At 68.4% G+C, this 23,512-nt stretch carries 18 protein-coding genes and 1 tRNA gene; 11 read left to right on the plus strand and 8 right to left on the minus strand.

What is annotated here, in order from left to right:
* Positions 1–83: 83 nt before the first annotated feature.
* Positions 84–1,532 (minus strand): 30S ribosomal protein S1, encoded by a 1,449-nt coding sequence (gene rpsA / locus ABV606_RS11740; protein WP_353987841.1) that lies wholly within the window; start codon positions 1,530–1,532, stop codon positions 84–86.
* Positions 1,533–1,896: 364 nt separating this feature from the next.
* Here rpsA and ABV606_RS11745 point away from each other — a divergent pair, with 364 nt between their 5' ends.
* The 3 genes from ABV606_RS11745 to ABV606_RS11755 are packed head-to-tail and all read left to right on the plus strand — an operon-like array spanning position 1,897 to position 5,180.
* Positions 1,897–2,754 (plus strand): DUF2510 domain-containing protein, encoded by an 858-nt coding sequence (locus ABV606_RS11745; RefSeq protein ID WP_281487874.1) that lies wholly within the window; start codon positions 1,897–1,899, stop codon positions 2,752–2,754.
* A gap of 6 nt (positions 2,755–2,760) precedes the next feature.
* Entirely contained in the window at positions 2,761–4,398 is a 1,638-nt protein-coding gene (locus ABV606_RS11750; RefSeq protein ID WP_353987842.1) for a hypothetical protein, read from the plus strand.
* A gap of 5 nt (positions 4,399–4,403) precedes the next feature.
* Complete coding sequence (locus tag ABV606_RS11755; RefSeq protein ID WP_353988837.1) at positions 4,404–5,180, plus strand: sensor domain-containing protein; 777 nt, start codon at positions 4,404–4,406, stop codon at positions 5,178–5,180.
* Between the two features lie 46 nt (positions 5,181–5,226).
* Here the strand turns inward: ABV606_RS11755 and ABV606_RS11760 are convergent, their stop codons facing one another.
* Positions 5,227–6,567, minus strand: coding sequence for a protein kinase domain-containing protein (locus ABV606_RS11760; protein WP_281487871.1), 1,341 nt, complete (start codon positions 6,565–6,567; stop codon positions 5,227–5,229).
* A gap of 16 nt (positions 6,568–6,583) precedes the next feature.
* Between ABV606_RS11760 and ABV606_RS11765 the strand changes: the two genes are divergently transcribed.
* Together ABV606_RS11765 and ABV606_RS11770 are read left to right on the plus strand one after the other, a co-directional pair.
* Complete coding sequence (locus ABV606_RS11765; RefSeq protein WP_353987843.1) at positions 6,584–7,267, plus strand: vWA domain-containing protein; 684 nt, start codon at positions 6,584–6,586, stop codon at positions 7,265–7,267.
* Complete coding sequence (locus tag ABV606_RS11770; RefSeq protein ID WP_353987844.1) at positions 7,264–8,487, plus strand: BTAD domain-containing putative transcriptional regulator; 1,224 nt, start codon at positions 7,264–7,266, stop codon at positions 8,485–8,487. The genes ABV606_RS11765 and ABV606_RS11770 overlap by 4 nt, the downstream gene beginning before the upstream one ends.
* Here the strand turns inward: ABV606_RS11770 and ABV606_RS11775 are convergent.
* On the minus strand, positions 8,445–13,241 hold the full coding sequence (locus tag ABV606_RS11775; protein WP_353987845.1) for an FtsK/SpoIIIE domain-containing protein: 4,797 nt from the start codon (positions 13,239–13,241) through the stop codon (positions 8,445–8,447). The two genes, ABV606_RS11770 and ABV606_RS11775, sit on opposite strands and share 43 nt — an antisense overlap.
* A gap of 164 nt (positions 13,242–13,405) precedes the next feature.
* On the opposite strand from ABV606_RS11775, the gene ABV606_RS11780 reads away from it, so the two are divergent.
* The 4 genes from ABV606_RS11780 to ABV606_RS11795 are packed head-to-tail and all read left to right on the plus strand — an operon-like array spanning position 13,406 to position 15,853.
* Positions 13,406–13,666, plus strand: a complete 261-nt coding sequence (locus ABV606_RS11780; RefSeq protein WP_281487867.1) for a WXG100 family type VII secretion target — start codon at positions 13,406–13,408, stop codon at positions 13,664–13,666.
* A gap of 17 nt (positions 13,667–13,683) precedes the next feature.
* On the plus strand, positions 13,684–13,956 hold the full coding sequence (locus tag ABV606_RS11785; RefSeq protein WP_281487866.1) for a hypothetical protein: 273 nt from the start codon (positions 13,684–13,686) through the stop codon (positions 13,954–13,956).
* A complete protein-coding gene (locus ABV606_RS11790; protein WP_353987846.1) occupies positions 13,953–15,044 on the plus strand; it encodes a hypothetical protein in 1,092 nt (363 codons plus the stop codon). Before ABV606_RS11785 ends, ABV606_RS11790 begins: the two co-directional genes overlap by 4 nt.
* Positions 15,041–15,853, plus strand: coding sequence for a hypothetical protein (locus tag ABV606_RS11795; RefSeq protein ID WP_353987847.1), 813 nt, complete (start codon positions 15,041–15,043; stop codon positions 15,851–15,853). Before ABV606_RS11790 ends, ABV606_RS11795 begins: the two co-directional genes overlap by 4 nt.
* 12 nt (positions 15,854–15,865) lie before the next feature.
* Here the strand turns inward: ABV606_RS11795 and ABV606_RS11800 are convergent, their stop codons facing one another.
* The 3 genes from ABV606_RS11800 to polA are packed head-to-tail and all read right to left on the minus strand — an operon-like array spanning position 15,866 to position 20,568.
* Positions 15,866–17,584 (minus strand): DUF885 domain-containing protein, encoded by a 1,719-nt coding sequence (locus tag ABV606_RS11800; RefSeq protein ID WP_353987848.1) that lies wholly within the window; start codon positions 17,582–17,584, stop codon positions 15,866–15,868.
* Complete coding sequence (locus ABV606_RS11805) at positions 17,581–17,850, minus strand: HPr family phosphocarrier protein (RefSeq protein WP_281487862.1); 270 nt, start codon at positions 17,848–17,850, stop codon at positions 17,581–17,583. The genes ABV606_RS11800 and ABV606_RS11805 overlap by 4 nt, the downstream gene beginning before the upstream one ends.
* 39 nt (positions 17,851–17,889) lie before the next feature.
* Positions 17,890–20,568: a DNA polymerase I gene (gene polA, locus ABV606_RS11810; protein WP_281487861.1), complete on the minus strand. Its 2,679-nt coding sequence runs from the start codon at positions 20,566–20,568 to the stop codon at positions 17,890–17,892.
* A 36-nt stretch (positions 20,569–20,604) separates the two neighbouring features.
* Between polA and ABV606_RS11815 the strand changes: the two genes are divergently transcribed.
* The gene (locus ABV606_RS11815) at positions 20,605–21,117 is read left to right on the plus strand and encodes a PaaI family thioesterase (protein WP_281487860.1); all 513 of its coding nucleotides are present in this window, start codon (positions 20,605–20,607) and stop codon (positions 21,115–21,117) included.
* Between the two features lie 54 nt (positions 21,118–21,171).
* Here ABV606_RS11815 and ABV606_RS11820 read toward each other — a convergent pair whose 3' ends face one another.
* Complete coding sequence (locus tag ABV606_RS11820) at positions 21,172–21,774, minus strand: ANTAR domain-containing response regulator (protein ID WP_281487859.1); 603 nt, start codon at positions 21,772–21,774, stop codon at positions 21,172–21,174.
* A 63-nt stretch (positions 21,775–21,837) separates the two neighbouring features.
* On the opposite strand from ABV606_RS11820, the gene ABV606_RS11825 reads away from it, so the two are divergent.
* Positions 21,838–21,923 (plus strand) — tRNA-Leu (locus ABV606_RS11825).
* 75 nt (positions 21,924–21,998) lie between these two features.
* Here the strand turns inward: ABV606_RS11825 and pyk are convergent.
* Positions 21,999–23,441: a pyruvate kinase gene (gene pyk / locus ABV606_RS11830; RefSeq protein ID WP_353987849.1), complete on the minus strand. Its 1,443-nt coding sequence runs from the start codon at positions 23,439–23,441 to the stop codon at positions 21,999–22,001.
* Between the last annotated feature and the right edge of the window lie 71 nt (positions 23,442–23,512).

Below are 23,512 nucleotides of genomic sequence, written 5' to 3' on the forward strand. Positions count from 1 at the left end.
ACAGGCGCCGCCACGACCCGTGCCCTCGAACAGAAGCGGCCGGCCCCCGTGGGGGGACCGGCCGCTTCACTGAACGTCTAGGCTCAGTTGTTGCTGGAGAGCTTCTCGCGAAGCGCGGCCAGCGACTCGTCGTCGGCGAGCGTGCCGGCGCCAGCCGACTCGCTCGTGAACGAACCGCTTGCAGCCGCACCGCCGAAGTCGGCCTCGGCAGCCATGGCGGCCGCGACCTGCTTCTTGTGGGCCTCCCAGCGAGCCTGGGCGGCAGCGTATTCCTGCTCCCACTTCTCGCGCTGGGTCTCGAAGCCTTCCTTCCACTCGTTCGTCTCCGGGTCGAAGCCCTCGGGGAACTTGTAGTTGCCCTGCTCGTCGTACTCGGTGAGCATGCCGTAGAGCGCCGGGTCGAACTCGGTGCCCTCGGGGTCGACGCCCTCGTTGGCCTGCTTGAGGCTGAGCGAGATGCGGCGGCGGTCGAGGTCGATGTCGATGATCTTCACGAAGACCTCTTCACCCACCGAGACGACCTGCTCCGCGAGCTCGACGTGCTTCGAGGAGAGCTCGGAGATGTGCACGAGGCCCTCGATGCCGTCGGCGACGCGAACGAACGCACCGAAGGGCACGAGCTTCGTGACCTTGCCCGGCGCGACCTGGCCGATCGCGTGGGTGCGGGCGAACACCTGCCACGGGTCTTCCTGAGTCGCCTTCAGCGAGAGCGACACGCGCTCGCGGTCGAGGTCGACCTCGAGGATCTCGACGGTGACCTCCTGGCCCACCTCGACGACCTCGCTGGCGTGCTCGATGTGCTTCCAGCTGAGCTCGGAGACGTGCACGAGACCGTCCACGCCGCCGAGGTCGACGAACGCACCGAAGTTGACGATCGACGAGACGACGCCCTTGCGGACCTGGCCCTTGTGCAGGTTGTTGAGGAAGTTCGTGCGGCTCTCGCTCTGCGTCTGCTCGAGGAGCGCACGGCGCGACAGCACCACGTTGTTGCGGTTCTTGTCGAGCTCCAGGATCTTCGCCTCGAGCTCCTGGCCCAGGTACGGGGTCAGGTCGCGCACGCGGCGCAGTTCGATGAGCGAGGCGGGGAGGAAGCCGCGCAGGCCGATGTCGACGATCAGGCCGCCCTTGACGACCTCGATGACCTGGCCGGTCACGACGCCGTCGGCTTCCTTGATCTTCTCCACATCGCCCCAGGCACGCTCGTACTGAGCGCGCTTCTTCGACAGGATGAGGCGGCCTTCCTTGTCTTCCTTCTGGAGGACGAGGGCTTCGACCGTGTCGCCGACCTTGACGACCTCGTTCGGGTCGACGTCGTGCTTGATGGAGAGCTCGCGGGAGGGGATGACACCCTCGGTCTTGTAACCGACGTCGAGGAGCACCTCGTCACGGTCGATCTTGACGACGGTGCCCTCGATGAGGTCGCCGTCATTGAAGAACTTCAGAGTCTTCTCGACCTCGGCGAGGAAGTCATCAGCAGATCCGATGTCGTTGATCGCGACCTGCTTGGGCGCCTTGGTCGTTGCGGTTGTCATGTAGTTAGTGCTCCGTAGTGGACATTTATCGGGCCGTTGAACCTCATCTGTCGAGACGACAACGGCGGGTGGGTAGTGAAAGTGCGCACAAAGCGACTCCTCAGCCTATCGTCTCGGGCCTTGCTGTCTCAAGTCACCGCTGACCTGAAGGGGCGTTGAAGTGCCGCTGAAGCAACAGTGATCGACTCTCGCCTCTCGGGGCGCCTGGTCCTATGCTGTGAGCACCCGAACAGGCCTTTGCATACCCGATGAGGAGGCCGCGATGAGCGATGACGCTCTGCCCCGTGTTCCTTCTGCGCCCTCAGCTCCCCCTGGCGAGGCCATTCCCGCCCGCTGGAGGGAAGCGCGCCCAGGAGTGATACGAATGCCGGGCGCTCTGTCGCGACTCGGGCCCCCGGCGCAGGCCGCCGCGATCGTATTCGCGATCGCTGCGCTGTGCCGCTTCGTCGGCACGTTGATCGTGGAGGACGCTCCTGCCCTGTTCACCGTGCTCGCGATCATCGACTCGCTCGCGGTCGCCGCCGGATGGGCGATCTTCGCGCTGAGCGGGCTGACCGCCGGCAGCAAGGTCGCGCGCATCGCGGCATGGGCGCTCGCGGCGCTCTTCGCGGCGGTGCTCGTGTCGGGGCTGCTGACGCTGATCATCCCCGAAGCCTTCTTCGCCACCGGCATCCTCGCGTGGATCATCCTGGCCGCCGGCGTTGTGCTGGGCATCGCGATGTCGCGCGATACGAGCCTCCCCCAGCGGTTCCGGATGCTGCCCCTCGCGTACTTCGTCATCTTGATCGCCTGTGTGCCGATCTTCGCCGGAGAGCCCGAGCTCGCGAGCTACTCGAACGCCGTCATTCTGCTGCTGTTCGCGCTATGCCTGTACTTCGTCGACCGCCGGGATACCGCCGCGCAGCCGGGAGGCGACGCAACGGGGCCGGCATCTGTGAACCGCGTGTCCTCGGCTGAAGGCTCGGTTCGTCCTGTCGACGATTCTCCCCCCGACGGAGCCCCCGCGTCCTTGCCCGATGGCGCAGCCGCGCCGGCCGCTCCGAAGACGCCTTCGCTCGCCAACGCGTTATCTCCGCCTGATCCTGCCTCGCGCGCGCCGGTCCCCGGCTGGTACGACGATCCGCTCCAAGAGCGTGCGCTGCGCTGGTGGGACGGATCCGCTTGGACGCGCGAGGTCCGCGACGACGCGACTGAACGGCGCGACGCGCCTGGTGGGGCGTGATGGTCGATGTCCGAGCGACCGAGACCCCCGTTCGACGATCCTGACTTCGACGGCGTGCTCGTCGAGGTCGTCGCGCAGTTCGGACGCCGCATCGTCGACCGCCCGGAGCGGCTCCGGGCGGTGCTCGCCGACACCGTGGGCACCGCTTCAGCGACGGCGGAGAGCGACGCAGCGCTGCGCGCGCGCATCGATGCGATCGTCACCGCCTCGGCCTTGGGAGTGGCCTCCAGCATCCGAGACTCCGATCCGGCTGTCGCAGCCACACCCGATGAGATCCGCGCCTGGTTCGACCAACTGGTGCAGGCGGGGCTCTCGCTGCGCGATGCCGCGCTGGCCGCGCACAGCTGGGCGACGGCGTTCAACGCCTCGGCCACCGCGCAGATGACCGAGGAGGTCAGCGACCAGCTCTCGCAGTCGGAACCCGCCGCCGAGGATGTCGCAGACCGCGATGTCACAAACTGCGCGGCCGTGTCGGCCTCGGCGAGCAGCACGGGCGCAGCCGGCGCCGGTGCGGATGCGACGGCCGACAGCGGAGCGATGCCGCAGACGGTGCTCGGTCCCGAGTTCGACGAATCGCGAACAGTCGGCGTGGAGGGCAGCGTGCTCGTCGCACCCGCGCCGACCGATCCGGCACTCGCTGCGCTCGCGCCTCCCCAATCAGCACCCACCCGCAGTCTCCTGCAGCCGCCTGCTCCACAGCATCATCAGCCTGTGCCAAGGAATCATCAGCCTGTTCCACAGGGGTTTCGGCCGTCGCTCGAGCAGCTCGCCCTGCTCGCGCCTCCGAACGGCGCACCGGCAACAGGCCTCGAGGCGCCCGCGGGCCCGATTACCCGGCGTGCCCCCCGACCCGCTTCGGCTCCATCCGCGCCCGGCGCCCGTGGGTGGCCGATGTGGCTGCGGACGCCCTGGCCCGCCGTGGTCGCGGGGGCCCTCGCACTCGCGGCAGCGGCGATCACGGTGCCGATCATCTTGGGAGGGCCTCCCCCACCGCCTGAGCCCGGTGAGCTCACCGCCAGCGCCGGCGCCCTGTTCACCGAGGGCGAGGTCGCATTGTTCGTGCTCGACGAGGATGCACTTCGCTCGATGTCGCCCGCATCGACTGACATCTCGGCTCCCTCCGATTGGGGCGTCACCGAAGTCACCCCGGCTGAGACCACAGCCAGCGCTGCTGAATGCGCGCCTCTGCTGTGGTACTCACCCGGCACGAACGGCACCGGGGTCAACGCAGCGGCGAGCGGCAGCTCGGTGTACGGCGGATATGCCTGGAACGGCTACGACGGCTCCGTCACCTCATACGGACGCATCTACCCCACGCCAGAGATCGCGGCCGGCGCGCTCCGCGCACTCGCGCCGGCCTCGTGCGAAGCCGGGTTCGAGACCACCTCGAAAGGAGAGACACTGACTCCTGTTGTCGATGTGCAGGATGTGTTCACGTACGAGGGCGGGATCGAGGTGCTCGAGACCGGGCTGGCCTTCGGCGACCGCACCGAGTTTCGGGTTTGCGGTCGCGACCTGAACCTCGTCGTCTGCCACTGGACAGTCGAGCTTCCGGAAGGCAGCGCTGGACCATCGATCGCAGCACTGGTGAACGCATTCGTTGACACAGCCAACGCATACCAGCCGCTGATGGGGCGGGGGTGAGCGACATGGGGATGCTCAGCCCGCGTGATCGCTGGCCGCTCATCAACCTCGCGTCCGTGGTCGCAGCGGTGCTTGTCGCAGGCACCCTGTCGGCCTGGGCATGGTACGCCGCCCAGCGGAGCCCGATCGATCCGGTCGCCGCCGCCGAGACGGTACTGCTCGACGAATCCAATGTCACCAGCGTGCTGCTCTCCGCGGACGAACTCGCGCCCATCGTCGCCGTCACAGGCGGAGAGGTCACCCCGCGCGAGAACCTCGCTGCTGTTGAGATCGTGCCGACCGAGCTCGATCCTGCGTGCCGACCGATCTTCTGGCCTCAGAGCCGCCCGGTCGCACAGCGCGGCACCGATCAGAGCTCGTTCCATGAGACCGGCGGATTCGCGAGGGCCATCGACCGTGCCGACGTGTTCCGCAGCGCCGAAGCCGCCGAGCGCCGATTCGACGAGCTGCTCACCGCGTTCGCCGACTGCCCTGAACTCACCTATCGGGTCACCACCTCGACCGCGACCTACACCCGCACCAACTCGGCAGAGTTCGATGCCACCCGGTTGCTGCCGACGATCCAGTTGGAATCGGCTCTGTCGTACACGATCGAGGCGACCGACTACCTGCAGGTGTTTCGGACGACCATCACACGGCTCGGCAACACGCTCGTCACGTTCTCGACCGCGTACTTCGACGACACCGAACCGCCGGCTGAGGACGACTCGTTGCGCGAGGACCAGTACCAGAAGCTCATGGTTCGAGCCGAGCGCGTCGCGAAGGCTTGGAACAATGGGTGAGGGGGAAGCGCGCCGGCTAGGGCTTGAGCGGTTTCGCGGGAGCCGGTCAGCCCGCATCCGTCGAGATGACGAACCGCGACCGGCCCACGATCAGCTGCGCGCCCTCGATGAGCGCCACGGTCTGACCGGGTCGCACCACCAGCGGCGCGTGGCCGATCCGCTCCAACCGCCACGGGTCGTCGCCGACATGCCGAAGCCCCCACATGCCGCGCTCCTCGTCGTGCACGACGACGCCCACCGCGGTGGCCAGATCGTAGTCACGCGCGATGTGGTGGCGTGTGAGCTGCGTGCCCTGGTTGAGCGTGATCGAGCTCCGCTCCCCCAGAAGGCGAACCGGCGCGTCGAGCGGCCTGCGGCACGACGCGCACCGGCTCACGGCACCCGCATCGCTGAGATGCTGCTCCCCGCACCACCCGCACTCGTGCAACCCATCGCGCAATCGGGTGAGCGCCGCACGCCAGACGCTCTCCCGCACTCTGCGCGACGGGTCGTGAAGCCCTGCGGTGAAGGTCTGCGTGAACAGGGCCTTGATCGACTCCGGCAGCCGCTGCCAACGGGCAAGCGGTGCCGGCTGCGTGGCCGGATCGGGCCGGTTCCTCTCGTCGGCCGGGTCAAAGATGAACAGCGGATGCCGGCCGAGGAGGTCGAGCTCTCCATCCCGTCCGCGGTGCTCGCTCTCGAGACCCCCGATGAGCGGATGGTGCCGCGCCAGGATGAAGAACAGCAGCACCGCCAGCGAGTGAAGGTCGCTCTGCGCCGACGGCAGCGCATCGCCGCGAATCACTTCGGGCGCCATGAACCGTCTGGTGCCGAGCACCGCGGTGTACGAGGCGCCGTCGACGCCGACGTTGTCGTTGTCGCATACGAGCGCATCACCCGTCGTCGGGTCGAAGAACACATTGCCGAAGCTGATGTCGCGATAGCACAGTCCCTCGACGTGCAGCAGCAGGAATGCGTGAGCGAGCCCGGTGCACAGCGCGAGCGACAATCGCGGCGGCGCCCCGACGCGCCCGAGCAGGAGGTCGCCGACAGGACGGAAATGCTCATCGCGGAGCGGCATCACATAGCCGAAGCCCCCGGCATCCGGATGCGTGACCAACTCGAGCGGCCAGAGGAACATCAATCCGGGCGCCCCCCGCGTGATGAGCCGCTCGATCGCATCTCGCTGCCGAGGAGTGGCTGCTCGATCGTGGTACCACTTCAGCGCAAGCGGCTCGCTCGCTGCGCCGGCGGTACCGTCGGCGTCGTCGACGGTGTAATCACCGTGTGCTGCCGGCAGCGGATCGAGCCGGTGCACCGATCCCTGCCCGCCCTCGCCGATGAGCGGGCCCAGCCGCCAGGCGCCGCCGGTGCGCGGCAGGTTGATCACGGCGCCTTCCTGCAGCATGCGCCAAGGATCGCACATGAGAGGCGGGGCGACCATGGTCGATGAGCTCCCCGTCATGGCGCGTCAGCCGCTGCACTGCTTCTTGCTGCTCGACTGCTCGGGCTCGATGGCGTCGGACGGGAAGATCCAGGCACTCAACGCGGCGGTGCGCGAGGCGCTCCCGCATCTGCGCGAGGTCGAGTCGGCGAACCCCCACGCGCAGTTGGTCGTACGGGCGATCGCGTTCTCCACCGACGCCCGCTGGCACCTCGCCGAGCCGACACCGGTCGAGCAGCTCGACTGGCGCCCCGTCACCGCGGGCGGCTATACCGACCTGGGTGCCGCGATCGACCTCCTGCTGCCGGAACTCGAGACTCCCCCGATGCCACCCAACGCCCTTCCGCCGGCGATCGTGCTCGTGTCAGATGGGATGCCTACCGACGACTACGAGCACAGCCTCGAGGCACTGCTGCACAGCGAGTGGGGCGCGCAGTCACTGCGCGCCGCCATCGCGATCGGGAAGGACGCGGATCGCGCGGCACTCGCCGCGTTCATGGACGGGGCGGCGCCGCTCTCAGCGAGCGACCCGGAGCAGCTCGCCGGTGCGCTGCGCTGGGCCACCTCGCGGGCGACGCAGCTCGCATCGACCCTGTCGGAATGGGTGGACCGTGCCCATGCTCCGCGCGCGGTGGACGGCGATGTCGAGGAGGCGGTGTGGTGAGCCCGCCGCAGCAGAGGGCGATGAGCGGCTTGCCCGCACCTGGCGTAGCGCTGCTCGGCCCGCTCGAGGTGCGCTCCTTCGCCGGGGTTGTCGCGCTCGGCGGGGAGAAGCTGCGCGCGGTGCTGGCGCTGCTGCTCCTCGAGCATCGTCGCGTGGTCGCAGCGGCTGACCTCATCGATGCGGTGTGGGCGGAGTCGCCCCCGCCGACCGCCACGAACGCCGTGCAGGTATACGTCACCGGCATCCGAAAGGCTCTGCGCCAGGCCGGGCTCGCTGACGCGCTGGGCACGACCGGGCGCGGCTACCGACTCGATCTTCCCGATGGCGCGATCGACCGCGATGTGTTCCTCGACGCCCGGGCGCGCGCATCGGCGGCGATCGCGAGTGGTCGTCGCGACCTCGCGGCGGACGAGTACCGCGCGGCGCTCTCGATGTGGCGCGGACGCGCCTTGAGCGATGTGCAGACGGTCGCCGCTGTGCGCTCGCAGGCCGAGCAATTGGATGAGCTCGAGCGCGCGACTTTCGAGTCGTACGCGGCGAACGAACTGGCCCTCGGTCGTGCCGCCGAAGTGCTGCCCGCACTCGCCGAGCGCGGTGCTCGGGAGCCTGTGCGGGAATCTCTGTGGGCGCTCATCGCCCTCGCCCAGTACCAATCCGGGGCGCAGGCCGCAGCGCTCACCAGCCTGAAGCGCGTCAAGACGGCGCTGTGGGACCAGCTCGGCGTCACCCCGGGCACGCGACTGCGGATGCTCGAGACAGCGATCCTTCGACACGATCCCGGGCTGCTGGTTCCGGCGAGTTCAGCCGCCGTGCATGGGTTGGCGGAGCGCGCGATCGATCGCCGTGTGGTTGCGACCATGCCGCCGGGCGACGACGAACGGACCGTGACCGTGCCGGTTGAAGACCCAGAGGTGGTCAGCGCCGCGCTCGAGCTCCCCGATGGCACGACCACCAGGGTCGGCGGCGAGCCGGTGCTGCTCGGCCGTGCCACGGGGTGCGACGTGGTGCTCGCCGACCCCTCTGTGAGCGCGGTGCATGCGCGGATCCGCGCGGTGCGCGGGGCGCATGTGGTCGAGGATTTCGGTTCGAGGAACGGCACGCTCGTCAACGGCGAAGCGGTCGCCAGAGCGCAGCTCGCCGACGGCGATGAGCTCGTGCTCGGCCGCTGCCTACTGCGCTATCGAGACGAGTCTTCGGCTGGCGCGGATGCCGGAGGCTGAGCGGTGACCGGCGTGGCGGTGATGGGCGCGCCCGCAGAGGGGTCGATCCGAAGATCGCCCCACGTCGTCGGCAGGCGGTGACTCGACGACAGGCGGTCCGGGCTGCCCTTCGCGGTGGCCGTCGTGGGGTTCGACGGCCATGAGACCTGCATGTGCACCGGTTCGCCGCTTGCGATAAGATAGCCCCGGCCTGATGCCCTGGGGGCGGGTGCTCGTTGGGGCAGTCGCACATCGAAGAGCGGCGCGAGGTCGACGAAGTTCGACAGCACCAGCGCATGGCGCAGACTGCCGAGATACCGCACCCAGGGGTCGAACGAACGCACCCAGTCGGCGGCCCTGGCCGATACGGCGATGAGCAGTCCGCGTTCCCGGCCCGTGCGGAGCAGTCGTTCGAATCGATCGCCCAGGTCTCCCACGAGCTCGTCGGCGTCGTCGATGACCAAGAGGGCGGGCGCTGGTGCCGCGGGCCCGTGGGCGTGGGCCTCCAGCCGGTTGAGCAGCGAGTCGAGTTCCCGCCTGCCGTGCGCGATCCGTACGGTCGACTCGAAGGCATCGAGAGGCCCCGGGCGTATCGCGGCCAGGTGCACCGAGGTTGCCTGTGCGGCGGCGATCACGGCCGCGACCGTCGCGGCGAGGGCGGTGCTGCGTCCGCTGCCCTGTTCGCCGAGCACGACCAAGTGGGCTCCCGCGCGGGTATCGAGCAGCACCGGCTCGAGTTCCGGCCCGCCGACCCCGAGTACGGGAAGACCCGGATGCGCGGCGAGGAGCGCGGACTGCTCCACTAGCCGCGGCATCCGTTCGATGCCGCGTGGGAGGGCGGTGGACGATGTGCTGGCCGCGATGCTGCGCAGCATCTGCTCGTCGGTGTAGGCGAGCTGCAACTCGATGGGGCCGGATGTCATCGCCCGGCCGGCGATGGGCGGCGGCAGGTCGTCTGCCCCCGGGCGCCAATCGATCGCCAGCGCGTCGCTGCGATCGACGAGCCTGAGCATGAGGCGATGACTGAAGGAGCCGAAGACACCGAGGCGGAGGTCGGTCGGTTGCGAGGTGCTCATGGCCACGTGAACCCGTGCTGCACGACCGTTCGCGATGATCCGATGCAGCGACTCGAGCGCGCTCGCATCGCCGTCGCCGAGGGTCTCGCGCACCGCCACATAATCGTCGATGAGCAGGAGCACGGTGGCACCCGACTCGGAAGCGGTGGCACCCGATCGCCTAGCCTCGATGAGGGCCTGAAGGCGCGCGAGCATGCGGCGCACACGCTCATCGTCGTCGACCTGCACGACCGCTGCGGCGTGCGGCAGCAGCTCAAGCGCGCGGAGCGAGTGCTCACCGGTCAGGGCGTAGAGGTGCAGTGTGTCGGGTGGTGAACGGTGCGCCAGCGCCGCGGCGACGGTGACCAGTGCGGCGGATCTGCCTGAACCGGGCGCGCCGGTCAACAGCAGGTGCGAGGCGCTCAGATCAACTGTGAACACCGCTTGCGATTGTTGTTGCACGAGATCGGATCGGCCGAGCGGAACAGTCATCGGCATCGGGGCGGCGGACTCGGAGCGGGCCCAATGGTGCGTCAGCTGCGCCTCGTGCTCGTCGAGCACCTCACCGAGCGGGAGCACGCTCGACAGCGGTGGCAGCCAGAGCCTGGGTGCCGGGGCTTCCTGCGCGGCGGCCATCTCACCGGTGGCCTCGGTGAGGAGTGCATCTAGTTCGCTCGGACCGTGAGAGACAGCAGTCGGGTGCGTGTGAGCCGCACCACCGGCATCCGCGAAGGGCTCGATCGAAACGCCCCGGCCGGCGGAGTCGAGCGGCACGGTGACCCGGGCGCACTGGAACGCGGTGGTGCGCTGTTCCGCTCCGCGCCTCAACAACACTCTTCCAGGACGATCGATCGGCAGCCGCGCCGCCTCATCCGTGCCGAGCAGTTCACGAGACTCCGATTCGTTCACCACTCGCAGGCAGAGCCAGAGATTGGTGTTCGCGCGGATCGCAGGGGTGATCACTCCCCCGGGGCTCTGGGTGGCGAGCAGAAGATGCACGCCGAGGCTGCGCCCCTGGCTCGCCACGGTATCGAGCCGGCTCTTCACCTCGGGCTGCTGTTGCACGAGCAGCGCGAACTCGTCGATCACCACCAGGAGGGAAGGGACAGCGCCATCGGGCTCACCCGCGGCGCGGTATGCGCCCAGGTCTGCGCATCCCGCTCGGGCGAGCACCGACTTGCGGCGTCGAAGCTCGGATTCGAGCGCCGTGAACGCCCGTCTCGCAAGCGACGCATCGCCCTCGAGATCGGTGACGACACCGGCAGTGTGCGGCAGATCTGCGAACCTGGCGAAGGTCGCACCTCCCTTGAAGTCGATCAGGAACAGCGCGAGCTCTGAGGCGCGATGCGTGCCCACGAGGGCTGCAAGCAGCGAGGCGAGCACTTCGCTCTTTCCCGAGCCCGTCGTGCCGGCGATGACACCGTGAGGGCCGTCGTGCGCGAGATCGACCATGACCGGATCGCCGTCGTCTCCAACTCCGATCGCGACGGACAGATCATGCCGCATCCTCGCCGCCCGAGCTGCAGCGAGGTCGATCGAGCCGTGCCGACGGATGCCTGCCAGCTCGAGCAGCGTCATCGTTCCAGCAGCGCCCGGCTCCCGCAGCCTGGGGTCGCGCAGCCGACCGATGTCGCGTGCAAGGCGGACCGCCGGCTCCCGCGCGATCGAGACCGGGTCGAACTGGCCGATCGGCGCACGTTCGTAGGCGCCATGCACCGCGATTACGCCTGCTGCGAAGACCGCGCGCACCGTTGCTTCGACCGGGAGCGACCGTGCCTCATCCGCGAGCACGACGAGCAGTCCGTCATCGTGTGTCCAGCTCTGCAGCAGGCGGTCGATAGCGGACTCGCGATCGACGAGCGCCTCCCTGGTGATCACGACGAGACGTTTGACCGCCTGCTGCTCGTTGTGCGGCCGTTGCCGGCGTTGCACGATGGCTTCGACCAAGCGCTCGGCGAGCCGGCGCGTGTCTTCCCTGTCGCGACCGAGCGTGACTGGAGCCACCGCGTGGTCGGCGAGCAGATGGGGCAGCCAGCGGGCCCAGTCCCACCCATCGTCGGTCGCGAGCAGCGTCAGGCTCAGCGACGATGGAGCGTGCAGCACTGCGGCCTCGAGCAGAAGGTGCGCGACGAGTGAGTCGACCTGCCGCGCCGGCCCTGCGATTCCCAGCACGCCCCCCGCCGGAGCGGGAACTGGGCCTCGCGGCAGCAGACGCTGGGCGCCGGCCCGCTGGGCCGCGTCGGCCAGTGATCCGGTTTCCGCACCGGGCGTCGTCTCAACGCGCACTGCGGCCTCCCGGACACCGCCCCCGAGCGTCAGCGCGAGGAAGTCGGCATCCCTAGGTCGGCGGCACCAGAGGCGCGCATCGTGGCGCTCGATGAGCTGCTCCCATTCGGAGGCTGGCGGGGCGTTCATGCGGGCGCGGTCGGCCTCGGCGATGATCGCGGCATCCACGCGTTCCTGAAGCCGGTCGAGCCGCTCGAGGAAGGATGCCGCCTGTGCGCGCCGCCGGGAGTGCTCGGCCAGGATGCCGAACCCCATCGTGCCCAGTCCCGCGATCGCCCCGAATAGGGCGAAGAGCCAGTTGCCGGTGACAGCGCCCAGGGCGAGTCCGCCGACCACGCCCAACGCGCCGCCTCCGAGCTGCCAGAGCAGACCGCGACCCCGCAGCGTTGCTTGCTCAGGCGGTCGCGGAACCTGAAAGTGCTCCCCTGGTGACGCCTGGGCAGCATCGAGCCGTGGGGTGATCTCGATCACATGCTCCACCCGTTCGGCGACCGACGGGACGACTTCGCCAGGAAATCCTGCGCGAGCGACGGTGCACGTGTCGCCGCGCGCGAGCGGCGCAGCGACCCACTGGTCATCGGGGTGCAGCAGCAATCCGTCGTCGGCTCGGTACAAGGTCCACGCCTCCAGGGCGGGCGAGAGGGTGTGCTCGCGTGCGGAGTCGAGTCCCAGCCACTCCGCGAGAGCGGACGCGACATCTCGCACTCGCACGCTCTCACCGGTGCGCACCCGCACGGCGCGCTCGAGGCCCGCGACGACACCGTCGACGGGTTCGGCTCGGATGAGCAGTTCGAACACGTTGGGCAGGGGGTCGGCACCGGCGGTCGCCAGTAGCCGGTAGCCGGAACCACGCAGCAGCAACTCATCCCCTGGGCGCAGTGCGTGCGCTCCGTCGAGTCGCCGGCCGTGCAGTGACACTCCATTGCGCGAGCCGAGGTCTGTTGCGACAACCGTCGACCCCTCACGCCGCAACTGCAGGTGCCGACGAGACACTGCGGGATCGTCGACCACGATGTCTGCGCGCCGGCCGATCACGACGGTCGCGGAGTCGGGGACCGTGATCGGAGTGCTCGTGCCGTCAGGTGCGAGGAGTTCGAGGCGCGGACCGGGCTCGATCGTGAAGCGGCGTCCCTCGAGCAGGAGCAGCGAGGTGTCGCCGAGGCGCGCCACCGTTCCTGGCGTGAACGAGACCGGCTCGTCGACTTCGCGGCCGTTGAGGAGGGTGCCGCCGCTCGAGCCGGCATCCGCGATCGTCGCGGAGCACCCGGCATCCGTTTCATGCAGCGCGATCACCGCGTGGAACCGCGACACCCGCTCATCTTTCAGCGCCAAGCCGGCGCCGGAGCGTCCCACCGGAAGCCGGCCGTCGAGGCGCGCCTGAGCACCGCAATCGGGTCCGGCGATCACCCGTACGGCCAAGCAGGCGCTGTGCATGCCACCAACCCTCCGTCGCGTCGGTGGGTCGACCCTACCGCCGCTTCGCTGAGGCGGTCCATGCCCGTGCAAGGCGTGCTTAAGCGTGGTTTCAGGGGTCGGGTCTGCAATTGGTCAACCGACCGCCGGAGCCTCCGCGCGGCGGCAGCACGAAGGAGACGATCATGGCCATCAGCGGCGACCTCGAGCAACTGTTCGCGCTGCAGAACACGCTCACGCGCAACAGCGGCACGGTCGAGGAATTGACGACATCAATCAGGAACGAGCTCAACAACGTGCGTTGGGAAGGACCGGCTGCCGATCGTTTCCGCGCCACGTGGACGGGCGAGTTCGAACCCGGGCTGCGCCGGCTTCGCGAAGCGATCGACGATGCCGCGGCTGAGGTCAGCCGGCGTCGCGAAGCGCTCGCTCAGGCCGGCAACTGACGTTCGGGAGCCCCACGATGACCTCGGTGCAGGAGAACCCTGCCGCGCTCCGGCAGACGGCATCGACGATCAGGTCGATCGCCGATGAGCTCTGCGGGTACACGGCCGGCGTGGTCTCGTTCTCGCGGAACCTCGGCTACGAGGGTCCCGCCGCCGATGTCTACTACGACGTGCTGCAGCGATCGCACAACGGCGTGCACTCGGAGGCGGAGAGCCTGTACCGCCTGGCGGCGAGGCTCGAGGCCGGCGCCGATGAGGCGGAGATCAGGATCAGGGCGGAATCGATATGAACACCATTGCGCGGTGGAGTGTGCGCACGGTGCACGATGCCGAGCTCGTGCCACACGGCATCCGGGTCGAGCACTCGTCGGTGCCCGCCATCGCAGGGCTCGAGCTCTCGGATGTCGCCGCATGGCAGATCGGCGCCGTCGCCGATCACCGCGCGGCACTGAGCGTCGGCTCGGGCGAAGCCAGCCCGGTCGGTCCTGCTGGTGCTCGGCTGCACCGCTTCGAGTTCCTCGAGCACGGCGTTCCGCGGCGTGGCGTCGCGCTCTTCGCCACGATCGGCGACACCGTGCACTGGGTCGTGGCGGATGCCGAGGCCGACCATGAGGAGGACGCCCTGCTCGCAGCGGCCGTCGCCTGGCTCGCGGCGCAAGCCAGTGTGCTCGTGAGCGCGCTGGAACTCCGCGTGCTCACGGATCTGCTCGGACTCGATCAGGTCGCGTTCGTCGGAGCACGCTGGTATCTCGGGCTGCCCGAGCAACAACGGACCGCAGTCTCCGCCGACGTCTTCGGTGGGCTACTGCGGCGGGGCATGCTCTCAGGTGACCCCGAGTCGCCGCTGGCAGAACACGCCGACGGCCTGGTGCGAACGGTGCTCGACGGCGATCACATCGTCGTCATAACGATTACCGAGGCGGGCGGTGAGACGGAGGTGGCCGTCGCCGCCCGATCAACAGACGAGTGGATGCTGCTGCGCGCGGAACCGGACGGCATGCTGAGGCTGACACCGGTATTCGGAGCGATCGGAGGGGAACTGGCGGGGTTGGTCGGCATGACGACGCTGATCGAGCACGCCACTGCGCTCGACCCCGGCCGCCGGCGTCACACCACCATCGAACAGGTGCGTCACGAACTCGCCGGTGGCTCGGACCTCTGGCGGGGCGCGCTCGGCGTCCACGCCATTCGCCGAAGCGGGGCCGGTCTCGAGTCGGTCGAGCACAGTTGGCTGCTCGACTACGCCGGCGCGGTGTGGCGGGTCGACGCCTCGCTGGAGCGAGGCGACGTCACGCTCGAACCGGTCGGGGTCGCCGACGTGCTGGATGGGCTCCATGAGGCTTCCACGGGAGCCGAGACGCTGGAGGAAGCATCATGACTTGGATCAGGATCGACCCCGCCCAAGCCCTGCTGGTGGGCGTCAAGATGATCGACAGCGCCCTGAACGGAAATGCCGCGCTCGACAGGCTCGGCGCGCTCGCGGGCACTCCCGGCCTGGGAGCGTATGCCGCTGCCGTGGAGTCGGAGACGCTCGGCGCTCGCACTCGTATCGCGCGGTTCAACCAGGACTGGATCGATCAGGGCACCGACATGCTCGCGCGCACCAACAAGCTCCTGGCCGACCAGCGGGCCGCATCGATGGTGGGCACCGTCGGTTCGGTCAGCGCAGCGATCATCGGTGGGCTCGGCACGCTCGGCGGCGCACCGACTTCGTTCTCGCCCACGGTCATGGGCGGGTTCTCGTCGTACACCGGCTCGGCGATGCCCTCGATAGCCAGCATCGTAGGCGGGACGACAGTTGGTGGCACCGGGCCGTCATTCGGCTCGACCACAATGTCGATCAATTCCGGAGCCGGCAGCGGTCCGATGGCCCTGGCCGCTGTCGTTCAGAAGCGTCAGGAGGCGATGCGCGCGAAGCTCGATGCCGCGTCGCGGGCGGGTGCTGCCGGCGCGCGGACCTCGAACGACCTGGGGGTGCAGGCCGTCGTCAATTCGCAGACCATCAAGCAGTACTGGAACACGATCGGGCGCATCGACGCGAGCCAATCGCTGATTCTGGCCCCCTCGGGATCGCGCATCAACTCGTCCGGTAGCGTCAGCGCCGGCTACCAGTCGGTCGGGAGCTACGGCTCGGTGAAGATCGAGGCACCGATCTACCGCGACAAGTACGGGCGCGGCATCCCCTGACGCAACGGGCGGTCACCCGGCCGCGAGCAGTGCACTCCGCAGCGTGTCGAGGCCGATGCCGCCGATGTCGAGTGCGCGCTTGTGGAACGCCTTGTCGTCGTAGGCCGACCCCTCGCGACGGCGGATCTCATCCCGCAGCTGCTCCCAGATGCGCTGGCCCACCTTGTACGCGGGCGCTTGGCCCGGCCAGCCGAAGTAGCGGTTCACTTCGAACCGCACGAACGCCTCTTCCATGTTGACGTTCCGCTTCATGAAGTCGAAGGCGTAATCGAAGTCCCAGGTTCCCGCGCCGTCAAGCCGCGGCTTGCCCAGGTGCACTCCGATGTCGAGCACGACGCGGGCCGCCCGCATCCGCTGCGCGTCGAGCATCCCGAGCCGGTCACCCGGATCGTCGAGATAGCCGAGTTCCTCCATGAGACGTTCGGCATACAGGGCCCAGCCCTCGGCATGGCCGCTCGTGCCCGCCAGCTGTCGCCGCCATGTGTTGAGGCTGTCGCGGTTGTAGACCGCCTGGCCGATCTGCAGGTGGTGGCCCGGCACTCCCTCGTGGTACACCGTCGTCGTCTCGCGCCAGGTATTGAACTCCGTCACGCCCTCGGGCACCGACCACCACATCCGACCGGGACGGCTGAAGTCGTCGCTCGGCCCCGTGTAGTAGATGCCGCCCTCCTGCGTGGGGGCGATCATGCACTCGAGGCGGCGCACCGGCTCTGGGATGTCGAAGTGCGAGCGTGCGAGTTCGTCGACCGCGCGGTCGCTGAGCTGCTGCATCCACTCGCGCAGCGCCTGGGTGCCGGTCAGCCTCCTCGCCGGGTCGGCGTCGAGGCGTGCGATCGCCTCGGCCACTCCCCCACCAGGAACGATGGTTGCGGCCACCCGCTCCTGCTCGTCGGTCATTCGCGCGAGCTCTTCGATCCCCCACTCGTAGGTCTCGTCGAGGTCGATGGTGGCGCCGAGGAACGAGCGGGAGCATAGGGAGTAGAGCTCTCGGCCGATCGCGTCGGTCTCGGTGGCGGCGGGCGCCAGTTCCTGTTCGAGGAAGTCGGCGAGCCGCAGATAGGCCGCGGCAGAGACCTCTGCGCCGCGAGCGAGGTCGCTGCGCATGGAATCGGGCAGGGCGGAATCACCGGCCGTCGCGTTCTCCGCGAACTCGAAGAAGAAGCCGTCGCTCGCGCCGTAGCGGCGAGCTTGGGTTGCGACCTCCGCCACCTGGCGGCGAGCCGGAACCTGCCCCGACGCGATGCCCTCGCGCAGCGTTTCGATATACCCGTCGATCGCGCCGTCCAGCGTGTTCATGCGGCTGGCGATCGCCTCCCAATCGCCGACGGTGGCGTGCGGCATGAGATCGAAGATGTCGCGGATGCCCTGGGCCGGCGACGCGATGACGTTGAGGTCGCGCCGATGCAGGCCGGCCTCGTGACGCTCGACATCGAGTTGCAGGGAGGCGCCGAGATCCGCCTTGGTGACCTCGTCGACCGCGTCGACAGGCGCCTCGGCCTCGAGCTCGGCGAGCGTCGCGCGAGTCGCCTCCATGCGCTCGGCGTGTCCCCGAGGCGAGAAGTCCGCGAACTCTCCGGTTCTGCCGGGCAGCCCCACCCAGATCGCCACATCGGGATCGAGGCGAGCGAGGGTCTGCACCCAGTCCTCCGCGATCGCATCGATGCGAGTGGGAACCCGAACTGACGCCGCCGGACGCTCCTTCCCCGCCGAATCGCCCACCAACGCGGTCATGCGTCGAGGTCCGACTCGAGAAGGCTCACAAGCTCATCGAGCGCGGCATCCGCGCCATCGCCGTCCGCGCTCAACGTCACCTCTTCACCATGGCCGACGCCCAACGACAGCACTCCGAGGATGCTCGCGGCGTTCACGCTCCGGCCGGCACCGTTGGTGATCGTCACGACGAGCGGCGCTTTCGCTGCGGCGGCCTGGCTGAAAGTCGCTGCAGGCCGGGCGTGCAGTCCGACTGATGAAGCGACGGTGACGGTGCGTTCGGGCATGGTGCTCCTCTCGGATGCCGCGGTGGAAGACGGTGAGGATCAGTGGGCCGCGGCGTCCCAGTCTGTTCCGGTGCCGACCTGCACGTCCAGGGGCACGCTCAACTGCGCTGCCGATCCCATGCGCGTGCGCACGATCTCGGTGAGGGTCTCGAGCTCACCGGGGGCGACTTCGAAGATGAGTTCGTCGTGCACCTGCAGGAGCATCCGCGACGAGAGCTGCTGCTCGTTGAGGTCGGAGTCGATGCCGAGCATCGCGATCTTCATGATGTCGGCTGCGGAACCTTGGATCGGCGAGTTGAGCGCCGCCCGCTCGGCGTTCTCGCGCAGCACCCGGTTGGGCGAGTGCAAGTCGGGAAACGGCCGCCGTCGCCCGAAGATCGTCTCGGTGTACCCGTCAACGCGCGCCTGTTCCACCACGTTACGGAGGTAATCACGCACCGCTCCGAAGCGCACGAAGTAGTCGGTCATCAGTTGCTTCGCCTCGGCGGTCTCGATGCGGAGTTGCTTCGAGAGCCCGAACGCACTCAGCCCGTAGGCGAGTCCGTATGACATGGCCTTGACCTTCGTGCGCATGGTCGGCGTGACATCTTCCGGGGAGACGCCGAAGATGCGCGCTCCTACGAAGCGGTGGAGGTCTTCCCCCTCGTTGAACGCCTCGATCAGCCCGGGATCGCCGGACAGGTGCGCCATGATGCGCATCTCGATCTGCGAGTAGTCGGCCGTGAGCAGGCTCTCGAAGCCCTCGCCGTAGGTGAACGCGGAACGGATGCGGCGGCCGACCTCGGTCTTCACCGGGATGTTCTGCAGGTTCGGGTCGTTCGACGAGATGCGGCCGGTGCTCGTGCCGGTCTGGTCGTACGTCGTGTGAATGCGTCCGTCGTCGGCGATGCTCTTCTCGAGCGTTTCCACGATCTGGTTCAGCTTCGTCACGTCGCGGTGCTGCAGGAGCAGCCCGAGGAAGGGGTGCGGCGCCTTCTCCTGAAGGTCGGCCAACGACGCAGCATCCGTCGAGTACCCGGTCTTCGTCGCTCGCGTCTTCGGCATGCCGAGCTCTTCGAAGAGCAACTGCTGCAACTGCTTCGGCGAGCCCAGGTTGATCTCGCGGCCGATGACGTCGAACGCGCTGGAAGCATGATCGGCGGCGGATGCCGAGAGGCTGCTGCCCAGCGCGCGCAGGCCGTCGCGGTCGACGCTGACGCCGGTCAGCTCCATGCGACCGAGCACCGGCACCAGCGGCAGTTCGATCTCGCGCGCGACCCGAGTCGAGCCGTCATCGAGCCTGTCGGCGATCGCATCGACGAGGCGCAGGATGTACCAGGCCTCGGTCGCCGGACTGACGCCTTCCTGCTCGGGCAGCAATTGGTTCGGGTCGCCTTCGGGCAGGGTCTCGCCCAGGTGGTCGTACACGAGCGTCGCGAGGTCGTCGTGCTTGAACGACGGCCGCAGCAGCCACGCGGCGATCATGGTGTCGTACATGATGCCGTTCAGGGCGAGCCCGACTGCGTCGAGCGCCTTGTACTGGCGCTTCGAGGCGTGCATCGCCTTCGGTGACGCGCTCGCCAGCCAGCGTTCGAGCGCTGCGTAGTCGGGCCGGCCCGGAGCCCAGGGCACGTAGACGGAGTCGTCCTGGGTCGCGATGCCGAATCCTGCGAGCCCCGAGGGACCGAACTCGAGCTGCAGCCCGAGGGGCGTCGTGCCGCCCGCCGACGCGCGATCGAGCCACAGGGCCAGTTCCTCGTCGACCATGGTGCGAACGACGGGCGTCGGAGGGATGCCAGGGGCATCGTCGACCGGCGCGATGGGTGCGACGGCATCCGTGACGCCCTCCTCGCTCGCGAGCTTGAGAACGCGTTCGAGCAGCGTGCGGAACTGCAGACGATCGAACACCGCGCGTACCGCGGCCGGGTTGATCGGGGCGCGGGCGAGATCATCGGGGCCGAGCGGAAGCTCGACGTCGCGGACGAGCCGGTTCAGCCGGCGGTTGCGCTCGGCACGGTCACGTTGATCGCGGAGGTTCTGGCCGACCACGCCCTTGATCTCGTCGGCGCTCGCGAGAAGGTTCTCGAGGCTGCCGTACTGGTTGATCCACTTCACCGCGGTCTTCTCGCCGACCTTGTCGATGCCGGGGAGGTTGTCGCTCGTCTCGCCGACAAGCGCCGCGATCTCGGGATACTGGTGCGGTTCGACGCCGTAGCGCTCGACCACCGCGTCGCGGTCGTAGCGCTTCAGCTCGGATACTCCGCGCGCGTTCGGGTACAGCAGGGTGATGTCATCGTCGACCAGCTGGATGGTGTCGCGGTCGCCGCTGACGACGAGCACGTTGTAGCCGGCATCCTTGCCGCGAGTGGCGAGCGTGGCCAGGATGTCGTCGGCTTCGTAGTCCTCCTTGCTCAGCGTGCGGATGTTCATCGCCGCGAGCGCCTCTTCGAGCAGCGGAACCTGACCCATGAACTCCGGCGGGGTCTCTCCGCGGGTGCCCTTGTAGTCGGCGTACTCGCGAGTTCGGAACGAGTAGCGCGAGATGTCGAACGCGACCGCGAGATGCGTCGGGCGCTCCTTCTGCAGCAGGAGCAGCAGCATGGAGAGAAAGCCATGGATGGCGTTCGTGTGCTGCCCGTCTCGCGTGACGAAACTGTCTACTGGAAGCGCGTAGAACGCGCGGAATGCCAGCGAATGGCCGTCGACGAGCAGGAGGGTAGGCTTTGCGGAGTCCGACACAGGGCAAGCCTAGCTGCGGGTACTGACACGGACTCGATGCCAGCGCAGCCCAGGCTGAGCGGCGTCCTCGCAGAGGGGCAGTACCGTGCAGAGGTGCCGAAAGGCGCCGCAGAAGGTCATCGTCGAACGGAGCCGGTCATCAACGTCGCACGCGATTCGTCCGCCTACACCCGTGTCGGCGGCGCGCTCACGCAGAAGATGGGCATCGAAGTGCTCGAGCTCACCGCCGCGCACTCGGTGGCGCGGATGCCGGTCGAGGGCAACACCCAGCCGCTCGGGCTGCTGCACGGCGGCGCGCATCTGGTGCTCGCAGAGACGCTGGGGTCGCTTTCGGCAGCGGTGCACGCCGGTCCGGGGCATTACCCCGTCGGCATCGAGATCGGCGCGTCGCACACCGGGTCGGTCCGCGAAGGGTGGGTGATCGGCACCTGCGACGCCATCGCGCTCGGACGCACCCTCGTCACGCACGAAGTGGTGATCCGGGATGAGGCCGGCCGCCGGCTGTCGACCGTGCGGATCACGAATCTCATTCGCGAGGTGCGCGAGTAGCGCAGCAGCGCTTCCCGGACTTGCGCTGTCTGAACCGCGCGCGTCGCGGACCGCTTACTTCTCGCCGAGCTGCTCGATGATCGTCTTTGCGACGTCGTGCATCGTGAGACGGCGGTCCATCGACGCCTTCTGGATCCAGCGGAACGCCTCGGGCTCGGTGAGCCCCATCTTGTCGTTGAGCAGGCCCTTGGCACGGTCGACGAGCTTGCGGGTCTCGAACCGCTCGACGAGGTCGGCGACCTCGGACTCGAGCGCGATGATCTGCTGGTAGCGGCTGAGCGCGATCTCGATGGCGGGGATCAGGTCGTTGGGGGTGAACGGCTTCACCACGTAGGCGAGTGCGCCGGCCTCGCTCGCGCGCTCGACGAGCTCCTTCTGGCTGAACGCGGTGAGCAGCACGACGGGCGCGATGTGGTTCTTGGTGAGCCGTTCGGCTGCCGAGATGCCGTCGAGCTGCGGCATCTTCACGTCCATGACCACCAGGTCGGGGCGCAGCTCTGTCGCGAGGGCGACGGCGGTCTCCCCGTCACCGGCTTCGCCGACGACCTCGAAACCGTTGTCGCGCAGCGTCTCGACGATGTCGAGTCGGATGAGCGACTCATCCTCCGCGACGACGACTCGACGGGGTGCAGTGGCGGTTGATTCCTGGTCGTTCACGCCCTAAAGCCTACGGTATCGTTGCGATCGGCGCTGTCCCGAGCAACCTGCTCGATGGTGCGCGCCGGTGTGGCGGAACGGCAGACGCGGAGCACTCAAAATGCTTTGTCCGAGAGGACGTGTGGGTTCGAATCCCACCACCGGCACCAATTGCCGCTGAGTCGCGGCGCCGGTGACATCCGGCGCCGCGACTCAGCGAATTTCCTGGGCGTGCTGTGGCGCTGCTATTGCGCCCAGACGGGCGCGGCGCGGTTCACTGCGTCGCCGATCCGGTGGACGCGGATGTCGTTGGTCGAGCCCGAGATGCCGGGGGGCGATCCGGAGATCACGACCACCTTGTCGCCGACCTTGGCGAGGCCCTTGCCGAGCAGAATCTCGTCGACCTGCTTGAACATGTAGTCGGTGTGGGTGACCGGGTCGACCAGGAACGATTCAACGCCCCACGTCAGCGACATCCGGCGCATGATCTCCGGCAGCGGCGTGAACGCGAGCATCGGCAATGGGCTGCGAAGCCGTGACATCCGGCGCACCGAGTCTCCGGACTGCGTGAAGACGCAGAGGTACTTCGCGTCGACGAACTCGGCGACCTCGGTGGCGGCGAGCGTGATCGCCCCGCCCTGCGTCTTCGGCTTCACACCGATCGGGATGATGCGCTCGAGGCCGTGCTCCTCGGTGGAGTTGATGATGCGCGCCATCGTCTTCACCGTCTCGACCGGATACGCGCCCACGCTGGTCTCGCCCGAGAGCATGACCGCGTCACAGCCGTCGAGCACCGCATTGGCGCAGTCCGAGGCCTCGGCCCTGGTGGGGCGCGGGCTCGAGATCATCGATTCGAGCACCTGCGTCGCGACGATCACTGGCTTCGCCATGCGGCGGCAGAGCTCCACGGCGTGCTTCTGCACGATGGGGACCTGCTCGAGCGGCAGTTCGACGCCGAGGTCTCCACGCGCGACCATGATGCCGTCGAACGCATCGATGATCGCCTCGAGGTTCTCGACCGCCTGCGGCTTCTCGATCTTCGCGATGACCGGCACGCGGCGGCCGCTCTCGTCCATGATCGCGTGCACGCGCTCGACATCGCGCGCGTCCCGCACGAACGACAGCGCGATGTAGTCGGCGCCGAGGTCCATCGCCCAGCGGAGGTCGGCCTCGTCCTTCTCGCTCATGGCTGGAACGCTCACGGCGACACCGGGAAGGTTGATGCCCTTGTTGTTCGACACCGGTCCGCCGACGACGACCTCGGTGGTCACCACAGTGCCGTCGGTCTCGAGCACCTTCAGTGCGACTCGGCCGTCGTCGATCAACAGCGGATCGCCCGGCTTCACATCGCCGGGGAGACCCTTGTAGGTTGTGCCCGAGAGCTCGCGGGTTCCGACGACATCCTCGATCGTGATCTTGAAGATGTCGCCCTCGGCGAGCTCATACGGGCCCGCTTCGAACTTGCCGAGCCTGATCTTCGGCCCCTGCAGGTCGACGAGCACCGCGACCGGCCGACCGACGTGCTTGGCGGCGCCGCGCACATTGGCGTATACCTCCTCGTGCACGTCATAGCTGCCGTGACTAAGGTTCAGCCGGGCGACGTCGACTCCCGCTTCGATGATCGACCTGACGTTCTCATACGACGAGGTGGCCGGGCCGATGGTCGCTACGATCTTGGCGCGTCTCATGGATTCCTTCACTGCGGAGTGATTCGAGGGCGCCACCCGTGGGAAGTGGCACCGACGTGGGCGATGGCCCG

Origin of the sequence: Ruicaihuangia caeni, assembly GCF_040536845.1 — a bacterium.
Classification (GTDB): Bacteria; Actinomycetota; Actinomycetes; order Actinomycetales; family Microbacteriaceae; genus Ruicaihuangia; species Ruicaihuangia caeni.